This is a genomic window from Gordonia sp. ALPHA1B1 (assembly GCF_005502615.1).
Classification (GTDB): Bacteria; Actinomycetota; Actinomycetes; order Mycobacteriales; family Mycobacteriaceae; genus Gordonia; species Gordonia hongkongensis.
In genome coordinates, this window is the sequence record NZ_SCOC01000066.1 from 1 (window position 1) to 9,897 (window position 9,897).

The 9,897-nt window shown below is 65.4% G+C and carries 14 protein-coding genes; 5 read left to right on the top strand and 9 right to left on the bottom strand.

Annotation, left to right across the window (positions count from 1 at the left end):
* The 6 genes from FFS52_RS22920 to FFS52_RS23735 all read right to left on the bottom strand — a co-directional run.
* Positions 1 to 1,133, bottom strand: a 1,133-nt coding sequence (locus tag FFS52_RS22920) for a bifunctional DNA primase/polymerase (protein WP_171011714.1), incomplete at its 3' end; no start/stop codon positions are given.
* A gap of 198 nt (positions 1,134 to 1,331) precedes the next feature.
* Positions 1,332 to 1,895: a hypothetical protein gene (locus tag FFS52_RS22925; protein ID WP_137811021.1), complete on the bottom strand. Its 564-nt coding sequence runs from the start codon at positions 1,893 to 1,895 to the stop codon at positions 1,332 to 1,334.
* On the bottom strand, positions 1,892 to 2,140 hold the full coding sequence (locus tag FFS52_RS22930; RefSeq protein ID WP_137811022.1) for a hypothetical protein: 249 nt from the start codon (positions 2,138 to 2,140) through the stop codon (positions 1,892 to 1,894). The genes FFS52_RS22925 and FFS52_RS22930 overlap by 4 nt, the downstream gene beginning before the upstream one ends.
* Before the next feature lie 120 nt (positions 2,141 to 2,260).
* Positions 2,261 to 2,746 (bottom strand): hypothetical protein, encoded by a 486-nt coding sequence (locus FFS52_RS22935; protein ID WP_068971546.1) that lies wholly within the window; start codon positions 2,744 to 2,746, stop codon positions 2,261 to 2,263.
* On the bottom strand, positions 2,743 to 2,982 hold the full coding sequence (locus FFS52_RS22940; protein WP_068971545.1) for a hypothetical protein: 240 nt from the start codon (positions 2,980 to 2,982) through the stop codon (positions 2,743 to 2,745). The genes FFS52_RS22935 and FFS52_RS22940 overlap by 4 nt, the downstream gene beginning before the upstream one ends.
* A gap of 352 nt (positions 2,983 to 3,334) precedes the next feature.
* Positions 3,335 to 3,613, bottom strand: a complete 279-nt coding sequence (locus FFS52_RS23735) for a hypothetical protein (RefSeq protein WP_068971544.1) — start codon at positions 3,611 to 3,613, stop codon at positions 3,335 to 3,337.
* 238 nt (positions 3,614 to 3,851) lie between these two features.
* On the opposite strand from FFS52_RS23735, the gene FFS52_RS22950 reads away from it, so the two are divergent.
* The 5 genes from FFS52_RS22950 (at position 3,852) to FFS52_RS22970 (ending at position 7,527) form a co-directional block, all read left to right on the top strand.
* Positions 3,852 to 5,255 (top strand): site-specific integrase, encoded by a 1,404-nt coding sequence (locus FFS52_RS22950; protein WP_171011716.1) that lies wholly within the window; start codon positions 3,852 to 3,854, stop codon positions 5,253 to 5,255.
* 90 nt (positions 5,256 to 5,345) lie between these two features.
* Positions 5,346 to 5,600 carry a hypothetical protein gene (locus tag FFS52_RS22955; RefSeq protein WP_068971542.1) on the top strand — a complete coding sequence of 85 codons (255 nt, stop codon included), beginning with the start codon at positions 5,346 to 5,348 and terminating at the stop codon, positions 5,598 to 5,600.
* Between the two features lie 80 nt (positions 5,601 to 5,680).
* A complete protein-coding gene (locus FFS52_RS22960) occupies positions 5,681 to 6,199 on the top strand; it encodes a hypothetical protein (RefSeq protein ID WP_137811023.1) in 519 nt (172 codons plus the stop codon).
* Positions 6,199 to 6,570 (top strand): hypothetical protein, encoded by a 372-nt coding sequence (locus FFS52_RS22965; RefSeq protein WP_068971540.1) that lies wholly within the window; start codon positions 6,199 to 6,201, stop codon positions 6,568 to 6,570. The genes FFS52_RS22960 and FFS52_RS22965 overlap by 1 nt, the downstream gene beginning before the upstream one ends.
* Before the next feature lie 78 nt (positions 6,571 to 6,648).
* Complete coding sequence (locus FFS52_RS22970) at positions 6,649 to 7,527, top strand: hypothetical protein (protein WP_068971539.1); 879 nt, start codon at positions 6,649 to 6,651, stop codon at positions 7,525 to 7,527.
* A gap of 12 nt (positions 7,528 to 7,539) precedes the next feature.
* Here FFS52_RS22970 and FFS52_RS22975 read toward each other — a convergent pair whose 3' ends face one another.
* The 3 genes from FFS52_RS22975 to FFS52_RS22985 form a co-directional block, all read right to left on the bottom strand.
* Positions 7,540 to 8,229, bottom strand: a complete 690-nt coding sequence (locus FFS52_RS22975) for a hypothetical protein (RefSeq protein ID WP_068971538.1) — start codon at positions 8,227 to 8,229, stop codon at positions 7,540 to 7,542.
* A gap of 316 nt (positions 8,230 to 8,545) precedes the next feature.
* A complete protein-coding gene (locus FFS52_RS22980; protein WP_068971537.1) occupies positions 8,546 to 9,445 on the bottom strand; it encodes a hypothetical protein in 900 nt (299 codons plus the stop codon).
* A 25-nt stretch (positions 9,446 to 9,470) separates the two neighbouring features.
* The coding region (locus FFS52_RS22985) for a hypothetical protein (protein ID WP_212743754.1) at positions 9,471 to 9,897 on the bottom strand (427 nt) is incomplete at its 5' end.

Sequence of the window (9,897 nt, forward strand, 5' to 3'; positions counted from 1 at the left end):
GGGCGGAGGTCTCCGCTGTCGATGTCGGCTGCGAGCTTGTCGACGGCGTTGGCGAACTGTCGGTTGAAGTCGCCGAGGGCGGTGGGAGTCGGCTTCGCGTCTAGGAACGCTTCGGCGAGCTTGGTGAGGGCCTTTTGTCCGCCGGGGTGTCCGGGCCACTCTTGGCTGCCGGTGGCGGCGCGGAGGAGGGCGTGCGTGCCCTGGAGGGCTGTGAGGTGACGGCTACCGGCGCCGAGGTCGGTGATGTAGCGGTTGGCGAGTTCGCTGATGTACTCGTCGGGCTCGGAGGTCCAATGCGCGATGTTCTCGGCACACCATGCGTCGGCTGTGTCGGCGCGCTCGGCGTAGGTGGCGCCGCCTCCGCTGGGTTCGCCTGGTGGGCGGAGGTTGGTGCGGCGTCGGGTGTTCGGTGGCTTGATGAGGTATGCGGCCCATGGGTCGGGTAGTTCGGCGAGGGTGTCGACGTTGGGGATGTCGAGGGGGTCGATGACGGTGCCGTCGGTGGCGTGCCAGGTGTAGGTGAGTCCGTCGGCGGTGGTGGGTGCGACGGCGGCGTAGCGGTAGGAGAACGCGATGGTCTCGACGTGCGGGGGGATGTCGCGGAGTTGCAGGAAGTGGTGTCCACGGCGGCTGTAGTACCGCAACGTCCGCTCTCGGAGTCGGTAGAAGCGGATGCCGGTGCGGTGGTGGGGTGCGTCGCTTTGGGGTTCGCGGCGGGTTGACCAGAGGGTTGGGGGCAGTGGCCCTAGCTCGGTTTCGAGTCGGGTGATGGTGGTGCCGCCGCGCTTGTGGACCAATCCGCCGGCTGTTTGAACGTCGTAGGTGTCGATGTCGATGCCAATGATGTTGGCGGGCAGTCGGATTCCTAGTTGGTGGGTGTCGTCCATGGCTGCGATGTGTGCGGCCATGGTGGCGGGTTCGGGGAGGGCGACGGCGCCGGTGGTGCCGGTCTCGGGGATGCGGGCGCCGTCGTGGGCGTAGACCTTGATCGGTATGACGCCAAGGGCCGTGGCGTAGTGGAGGGCTGTGGCCTGCGTGATGTTCGCCGGGGTTACCAGTGCCGCGACCTCCGCTCGCCAGTCAGCGTCGGTGCGGGTGCGGGGATGCGTTAGTGCGTGCGGTTCGATCTTCACTCTGTGTCCTGCCTCTGCCGTTGCGGTGGTGCCTGCTAGCGGTTCGGCGGGTAGAATCGACCGTGCGAGGTGGTGATTCGGTCCCAGACCGTTCCGCTATTTGAAGGCCCGTCGGATGTCTCTCCGGCGGGCTTTCGCTTTGTCTGGGAGGTCTGGGAGGCCTGGGGGTGGTGGGAGTGAGCGGCGGAGCTGCTCGGGCTAGACGGGCACGCGTCCGTTGAAGACGTGCTCTAGTGCCGCCGGGGCGCTATCGGCGTGTACTAGGGCCTCGTCGCGTGCGAAGAGCTTTGCGAACCAGAGGTTGTCCTGTGGGCATGTGCAGTAGCGCGCGGCGCAGTTGGTTCCGATGACGATTCGCTTGTCGAGCGCGGCGGCGTAGCCGATCTCGCTGAGCGTTCCGTATGCGCTGAGTGCGTCGTCGTGGCCAAGCCAGGCGAAGAACAGGTCACAGTCTCGGATGGCCTGGATGCATCGGCCCTTGATGATTCGACGCATGGCTGTGGGGCTATCTGGTGCGATGCAACAGGAGTCGGTGCCGTTGCCGTGCATGCTGCTGCCGTGGGCGCAACCGTGGTCGTCAGAGGTCATGTAGGGGCCGACGTAGGCGTAGTGATCGTTGATCGGGAGCGTTGGCCATGTCGGGAGGTCATAGTGCCGGTCGCTCTCGTAGTAGGTCGCGCCATGTAGACCTGGGACAACGTCGTGTCGCCAGTCGTTCTTGTCAATTTTTCCTGCGAGGTAGATCCGCGTGCGTGTCGTCATGCTGCGACCTCGGTTTCGGTCTCGTCGATCACGGTCGCACCGGCGAGGAGGGCGAAGAACCGTCCGCGCTCGGTCTCGGTCATCGCCAGGTCGGACAGGCCTTTGTCGAGGGCGTTGAGGGCGCGCAGCACCTTCACCTGCCGTCGGAGTTCGTCAGCGTCGGGCCGACCGTGAGCATTCGCGTAGTGGCTGTGGGCAAGCCGTAGCTCGCGTTCGATTGGCGTGGTGGGGGCTCGCATGGGCATTTCTGATCGTTCCTTGTCTTGTTCGGGCTTTCCTTGGACAGTACGCCCGGTCTCATCGGGTTTCAATCACCAGAGTCGTTGTGCGCGTTGGCAATTAATCAAACTCAGGACACTATGCACTCAGTCGATGATCGCGTGCGGATCGGGCGGTAGGCCTTGGTCGCGGCGTTCGGCTTCGGTGCCGATGAGGCCGACCACGATGTCGGCGGCGATGGCGGCGACGGGCACAAGGCGTCGTGCGATGAGGTCGTCTCCGAGGTCGGTGGGGGCGCCTCGGAGGACGGTGAGAATGGTCATCGCGGCGAGAAGCATGTCGCGGCGGTCGAAGTCGCGGGGTGCGTTCTTGCATGCGGCGCGCAGGGCGGCGATGACGCGGAGCTGGTTGCGCGTCGGGGCGTCCTGGAACTCTTGACGTAGGCGCTGGAGAAGCGCGACGAGTACCGGGCGGAGCCGCGTCGGGTCGTCGACGTAGTCGTTGGGGCGGGCGAGTTCGTAGTGGTCTTCGCCGTCGTCGCGGTATGACGAGGTGGTGTCGTCGGCCCACCACACAAGCTGCGACGCGATGGAGTAGTCGACGTCCTGGGGCGGTTTGCTCTTGTCGGTCATCGGGTGATCTCCCCAATGGTCGAGGCCAGCGCAACGGCGGCGCGGGCGGGGTCGGTGGCGGCGAGCGCTTCGTCGAGGCGGGCGCGCAGGTCGGCGAGTACCTCGGGCGCGCCGGTGATGCGGACGACGCTTCGGGCGGATTCCTGACGGCGGCGGTAGGTCGCCGAGTCGACTCGGGCGAGATCGACGAGGTCAGTTGCTACAAGGGCTGATACAATCGGGTGGTCGTTGCGCATGACGGCTCCTGCGGTCCGCGCTTCCCTAGGGGGCGCGGGCCGTTTCATTAGGCGGGCTTCTTCGATGACGTCTTCGGGTACCAATGTGACCGAAACCGTTGTCCCGCAACCACACCGTGAAACGAATTCGTCGGTTGGGATTGCGCCCAACGGCGGCATGCGGCCAGGACTGGACAGCGGGCGCAGGTGGCTTCGGCGTTGGCCAGGCGCTGTCGCCGCTGCCATGTGGTCTCGCCTGGAAGGATGTCAAGGTCGAATCGGTCGGCGTGGCCGATGCAGCTCCCGTTGGCGGACACGGCACGCGGCGGAGGGGTCCGGGCGCGGCGGTTGTAATCCGGCACTCCCCGGCGCCTCAGGCCTCGGTGACGAGGGTCGAGGTGTACGTCTCGGTCAAGTAGTCGCGCAAATCCCCCAGCCGGTATACGAGCTTGTGGCGCAGCACGAAGCTCGGCGGGCCAGACTTGCGGTTGCGCATGGTGCGCAGGGAGCCGACGGAGAAGCCGGTGAGCGCGGAGGCGACGTCGACGGAGACCATCCGCGAATCCGGGGTGTTGTCGTCGACCTCGTCGGGGTCGGTGATGACGGGCCGCGCGATGATCGTCGGTGTTGGGCGTTTGTCGTTGTGTCCCATGCTTTTACAACTTCCTAGTTGGTTGGTGTTGCTCTGTTGTGGGGACATGTTTACGCCTGACTGTGCGAGTTTGTCCAGCACCAAAACCACCTCTGACCAGGCACTATGTCCGGGGCTTGTGCAACTAGCCGTTGTGCTCCTGGGGATTTGGCCTTTAGTTGGCTATTTGCAGCGTCGGTGGAGGGTTCGAGATTTGTTTGAGACCGCAGTAACACCAGCGGTCAATGTGAGGTATTCTGTGGACAACCAAGCAACTCCGGTGCAGACGATGGGGATCCCGATGGCTACGAAGACGACGGCGGCGAAGACCAAGCGCAACGTGAGAAGCGGTGTGCTGGACCGCTGGCACTCGCGGACAGCACTGCCAGAGGGTGAGCGTTGTGGTGGGGCTTGTGCGTCGAAGTTCTCCCCTACTGCGCGGCACGGTAAGGGGCTTCGCTGGCAGGCACGTTTCGTTGCGCGGGATGGTCGTGAGGTGGGTAAGGGGTTCGCGACCAAGGGTGACGCTCAGCGGTGGTTAGACGATCAAATGGCTGACGTGACTCGGCATGAGTACGTGCGCGCGGATCGCAGTGCGATGACGGTGGCCGAGTTCGCCGAGGACGTGTGGTTGCCGTACTTGGCGACGAAGGCGGCGTCGACGGCGTCGAGTTACCGCAATCGCTACAACGCGCACATTCTGCCGCGCTGGGGTGATGTGGCCTTGGTGGATCTCGACTTCGAGGGCATCGCGGCGTGGGTCGGTTCGTTGTCGAGCGGTCGTGCGGCGACGGTTACCGGGGACAAGGGGTTGAGTCGGTCGTCGGTCTCGGAGTGCTTGGTGGTGCTGTCGGGTATCTGCAACGCTGCGGTCAAGGCGGGCCGTCTGCGCCGCAACCCTTGTCGAGATGTCGAGCTGCCGAAGGCGAACCGCGAAGCGATGGAGCGCCGGGTATATCTGACGTCGTCTCAGGTGTTCGAGTTGGCGGCGGCGATGGTCGGTGAGGATGGCGACACGGAGAATGAAACCCTGCTCCTCCTACTCGCCGAGGTGGGCTTGCGTTTCGGCGAGGCGGCGGGTTTGCAGATCGGGGAAATTGATTTCGGCGGTCGGACGGCGTGGATCCGGTTGAACGCGGTGGAGACCTCAGAGGGTGTGAAGCTCGGCTCCCCCAAGTCTGGCAAGCCGCGCCAAGTCAGCCTCTCGGCGTTCATCACAGACCGGCTGCGGGCGGTGTGCGGGGGCCGGAGTCCGCAGTCCTTCGTGTTCCAACAGGGTGGTCGTAAAGCAAAGGGCGAATCGAAGCCACTACGACGAAAGAACTGGGCGACGCGACGCTTTGCGCCTGCGGTGATTGCGGCGGGATTCGTTGATGCCGAGGGTGATCCGCTCATCACTCCGCATGATTTGCGGCATACGGCGGCAGCGGAAATGGTGCGACGAGGGATGCACGTTCACCAGGTCCAACGGCAGTTGGGACACAGCCGCGCGAGCATCACCCTCGACATCTACTCGGACTTGTTCGCGGAGGATCTAAGCCTGATCGGTGAGTCGTGGGATCGCGAGTACGTGAAGCTCATGGGCGAGCGCGCGGGTGGGCAAGTTCTCGTGGTCACTAAGGGCTCGGCGGTTGACACAAAGGTAGATACAATCGGCGCATGACGGCTGAGAGTTTCCTAGCGCTGGCCGGGTCTTCGGACCCGGTCAGCGTTCTGCGTTGTGCGGGGGCCGCTGTGGCGGGCGGTTGGCGTCATGGGTGAGCTGACACGCGGCGACGCCGCGATGCTGGCCCGGATGCGCGCGGCGCAGAACCGGGGCACACCATCCGGTCATCGGCTACCTCTGCCCGATGGCGTCTCGTTCGCCGATGGGAGCGTCCACAAGGCGTTGCGGGCGCGGGGCTATACAGGGTCGTTCCGGGTGGCCAGCGACGACGAGGGCGGGCGGTATGCGGTTCTCGTGGACTTCGACAAGCCGGACGCCTGGCGATGGGATGCGGCGACATGAGCGGGCCAGCGCCGACGTCGGCGGGCGTCGGCCCGCGTGACCGCGTCTTCGCCCTCGTCCATGCGTCGGACGAATCCCTTGTGATCGGCATGGTGAAGGTTGAGCCTGGCCCGGTCATCTACAGGCGTCGCGGCGGTGTCTGGACGCTGGATCGGGCGTTGCGTGCGCAGTTGGGCGCCCGGTCGCGGTCGCGGCGGCGTCCGGTGCTCCGTGAACTCACCGTGCGGTCGATGATCGCTCAGGAGGTCGCGCGCTGGGACGCCGAGGAAGTTCGGCGACAAGCTGCGGCTTCGGGTTTATGCGACGAGCCGGTCGAGCGTGCGCGTCCTTCTGTGCCGTCGAGGGCGGCTGTCCTCGGTGCGCGGCGGATCGCTCGCGCCACTCGGCGTGATGTTGTCGCGGCGCGTGAGGCTGAACTCATCGAGGAGATTTTGGCGGAACGGCGGAGGTCGAGGGAACTGACGCCGATCATGGCCAGCGCCTCGAAGATGACCGGCGAGATGCAGCGCGCGGCCATACTTGAAGAGATGCGTCGGTCGCGGGCGTCTATGGACCGGATGAGCGCGGTTCACGCGGAGTTGCGGGCGGGTGTTCGTTGATGAAGGTGCGTCAGGACTGGGATCACATGCGGCGCTGGCTCATTGAGAGCCTCGAAACGATGGACGACGGCGACATTCTCGACATCGGTGACGGTGAGGCTGTCGAGGATGACGAGCTTGTTGACTGCGCGGATGTCATGCGGGTTGAGGGTGGTTGGATTCTGCGGTTGTCGAGGGTGGCTCTCGTCGATGAGGTTGTCGTCGAGGACCTGGAGCCGGATACCTGGTCCGTAAATGACTTGGCCTCGGATGGCGTGCTCTTGAGTGCCGACGTCGGTCTCGTCGGTGATGCGGTGGTCTGTTGGTTCCGGGATCGGCTTGGTGTCGTGGGTCCGGGGGCTCTGGGGTTCTGCTACTCCGAGGCTGTCTAGCGCGGCTGTGGATTGATCTATCCACAGGCACGCGACTTGTGCATCGTTCTGTGGGTGTGGCCGGACATACTCAATTGCATGACAGAAGAAACCGACGAGGTCGTCCATCCCAGTAATCCCGCCACCGCTCTCTACCGGATCGCAAAGACCGTCTATCTGAAGAACAACGGTGCTTCGTTTTACGCGTCGATGGTGAGTGCCTTCGGGGATGTGCCCTTTGGTTCGACGGAGTTTCTCAGGTGTCACGCCCAGACTCTCAACTTGCTCGATCACGTGAGGCTGATTGTGCAGAGCGATCCGAACCTTAGCGAGCACTTCGATGTCTACCTACCGTCGTGGCACGGGGCGTTCGCGCCGAGTCAGGACTGGTCGTGTGCCGGGAAAGAGATTGCGGGTCCGAATGAGATCCGACCTCTCGGACATCTGGGGACCACCCTTGAGGCCATGCGCGTCGGAGGCGGTCGGTGGGACGCGACGACCCAGAGGGGTTTCGCTGGAATCTTGGAGCATTGGAATGCGGTGCTCACCGACGCGGGCTTACCGGAGCCGGTCGTGCGCGATCTACGGCGGAAGATCGAAGAGCTGCAATGGCTGATGGAGTCCGTTGGCTTGTTCGGGGTTGCTCCGGTCAAGGATGCGGCGGGGAAGCTGGTGACGGCGGGGTCTACGGAGGCGATGAAGCCGACGACCGGGCCTAGTGCGAAGGCGAAGTTGGTCTACGCGGTGGGGATCACCCTGACTTGCTTGGCCACCGCTGATGATGTCGTGAGTGGGTTCGCTGGGGTGCTGGACAGCGCTAACACGGTGGTGACAGAGGTGCGCGAACTTGGCGCGAACCTGTCGAAGTTCTCTTTACCTCCGGTGGCCGAGGATGTCGCACCTGAGCAGTTGCCATCCGACGATGTCATCGACGGCGTGATCGTCGACGAGGAACCGGACGAGGCTGCGTCGTGGTGAGAAGGGTGAAAGTTACTCCACGCGTGTGGTTTTGGTGAGGTCGAATTCGACGGAGACAAACCGGCTGAGTTCGATCTGCTTGCGATTCACGTCGATCTGCACGGAGGCGGTGCTCTCGATGGGCGACAAGAGGATCTTGAGCGACTCGCGGTCGGTGACGGCGAGACCGTTGAGCGGGTAGGCCGGTGAGGTGACCCAGGGGATTCCGCTGCTGTTGAGCGCGAGCGCTAGACGGAGGGCCATGGCGGTGCCTACGTGCAGGACCGGGGCAATCCACGGATGGCGCGCGTAGGCGGCGTTGATGAGGGCGGCGACGGTGTCGACGGGGTCGGCTTGTGCGGCGATGGTCTGGACGTCGGTGTGTGCGATGAACGGGTCATCCGCGTCTTCGACGTCGCTGCCGTGCCAGAGGAGTTTCGCGGCCTGGTACGGGGTCGAGCGGGCCATCGCGGTCGTGACGGCGGCTTCGTACTCGGCGGGCTCGCACCGGGTCGGCACGACCGCATACGCGAGTGCGGCAATGGGGCGCGCTTCGTCGCCGAGGGGCTCGGGCTCTTCGATGACCGGAAGCGGGTACGCGGGTGAGCAGACGTCGACGAGGGCGGTCGAGATGTTGCGGTCGGGGCGGTCGATGACGCGCGGGCCTCGGGTCCATGGGCCGCTGCCCTCTTCGATGGTTAGTGCGTCGAGGATGTCGGCCATGGTGGCTCCTAAGTTGCTAGTTGTCAGGCTGTCGCCTGGTGGAGGGTTTGGCCCGCCGCCTGACCGAGGGTGAGTGAGTTACTTCGGTTAGCTGTCCGCCCCGGAGAGGTGGGGTTTGGCACGCACTCGGTTCTATTGGCCAGGCGACGGGGCTTGGAAGGGACGACCGCAGGGGACGTCGAGGGCGAAGGTCGATAGGTACCGCCCAAGCTGCCGGGACGCGGGCTGCGTGGTCGCGTCTGGCGCTGGCCCCCTTACAGGTTCGTCGGTCCCGTTGACGTGGCCCGCGAACCGGAGGAACGGTCGTCCCAAGTTCTCAGTTGGCCATTGCGGGGGCCTCCTTGTGTGCCGAGACCGCTTCGGCGGCAGTGCGGATGGTCGGCCCGGATCCGGCGATGATGCCTTGGCACAACCACAGGACGGTGCGGGCGCCGACGGAGGCGGCGTCGGCGAGCTTGGTCGGGTCCTGGAAGTAGAGCGAGGCCGATGTCGCGGTGGTTTGCTCGGGGTCGAGGTCGGGCAGGATTCCGCGTCGGCGCAACTCGTCGGTGACGTTGGTCAAATGTTCGAACTCGGCGACGAGTTGAATCGCGCGGAGTCGCCGGTACTCCAGCGAGTGGCGGCTCGGCATGCTGGTCCAGCGTCGGATGTCGTCGGCCATGATCGAGTGTTCCTGCCGGAATTCCTCTGCGGCCATGATCCCCTGCCACTTCCCCGCGACGACGTGGTCGGCGATTGTGTGGGGCTCCTCGGTTAGCTCGGTGACGATGGCCAGCGCCCACGGTCGGAGGAGGTCGACGACGAGAGCGTCGCCAAGGCGGTGCAGGTGATTATGGGCCTCGCGGGCGCGGCGGAACTTGTTTTGGTTGCGCATTTTGGTCAGTTGCCGCGCGGTCTGTGGCGTCGCTCCGGAGATGACGCGGGCGGCGGCTTCGCTGCGCTGTTGGGGGGTGGCGTCTTCGCGCGCAAGGGCGTCGAGGGCGTCGTCGGCGGCGCCGTCGAGGTGGCGGGCAACGTCGGCGATCTCGCTGTCGGTCTGTGCCTCTTCGAGGATGACGTCGGCGAGGGCTTCGCGGGTCGCGGCGACGGCTTTGGTGGGCTGGATGCCGTGTTCGGCGGCTTCGGCGAGGAGTTTGTCGAGGCCGTCGAGCACCTGTTGCGCGCTGTCGAGCGGTCGCGCCGGGTGGTAGCGGACTCCGGGGTTGCGCTTGGTCATCTGTGAGGGCTCCTGTGGTCGGTGGCTAGTCGCTGCGGATGAGTAGCCGCGTGATGTTCGCGGCGGTGCGCGGGTCTCCGCTGGTGGCGGCGAGCATCGCCTCTGCGCGGATGCTGGCTGAGATGGCTCGCTGGCCGGTGGCGGGTCGCGCGGGGGTCGTGGTGAGCCGGTAGCGCAGATACTTCGCGAGGGCGCCGTTGGGGTGGCGCTGGTCGGGCGTTGAGACGTCGGCGAGGGCCTGGAGGGTTTGGGTGCGCCAGGCGGCGAATCGTGGGTCGTCCGGGGTGGCGCCGGTGCGCCACGCGATCTTGGCGCGGTTGGCGGCGGTGCGGAGGATGACGGTCCATTGCAGGAGGGCGGGGTCGCTCATGGCCTGCTGGATTTGTTCGCTCCAGCCGTCGCGGGTGAGGGCTTGGTCCAGGAGCCCCACGAGGGGGTGTTCGGGCGGGAGG

Excerpts from the sequence above, each read along its gene's own strand:
- FFS52_RS22930 (WP_137811022.1), bottom strand. The coding sequence starts at position 2,140 with ATGCCCATGCGAGCCCCCACCACGCCAATCGAACGCGAGCTACGGCTT.
- FFS52_RS22925 (WP_137811021.1), bottom strand. The coding sequence starts at position 1,895 with ATGACGACACGCACGCGGATCTACCTCGCAGGAAAAATTGACAAGAAC.
- FFS52_RS22935 (WP_068971546.1), bottom strand. The coding sequence starts at position 2,746 with ATGACCGACAAGAGCAAACCGCCCCAGGACGTCGACTACTCCATCGCG.
- FFS52_RS22975 (WP_068971538.1), bottom strand. The coding sequence starts at position 8,229 with ATGGCCGACATCCTCGACGCACTAACCATCGAAGAGGGCAGCGGCCCA.
- FFS52_RS22940 (WP_068971545.1), bottom strand. The coding sequence starts at position 2,982 with ATGCGCAACGACCACCCGATTGTATCAGCCCTTGTAGCAACTGACCTC.
- FFS52_RS22965 (WP_068971540.1), top strand. The coding sequence starts at position 6,199 with ATGAAGGTGCGTCAGGACTGGGATCACATGCGGCGCTGGCTCATTGAG.
- FFS52_RS23735 (WP_068971544.1), bottom strand. The coding sequence starts at position 3,613 with ATGGGACACAACGACAAACGCCCAACACCGACGATCATCGCGCGGCCC.
- FFS52_RS22970 (WP_068971539.1), top strand. The coding sequence starts at position 6,649 with ATGACAGAAGAAACCGACGAGGTCGTCCATCCCAGTAATCCCGCCACC.
- FFS52_RS22955 (WP_068971542.1), top strand. The coding sequence starts at position 5,346 with ATGGGTGAGCTGACACGCGGCGACGCCGCGATGCTGGCCCGGATGCGC.
- FFS52_RS22980 (WP_068971537.1), bottom strand. The coding sequence starts at position 9,445 with ATGACCAAGCGCAACCCCGGAGTCCGCTACCACCCGGCGCGACCGCTC.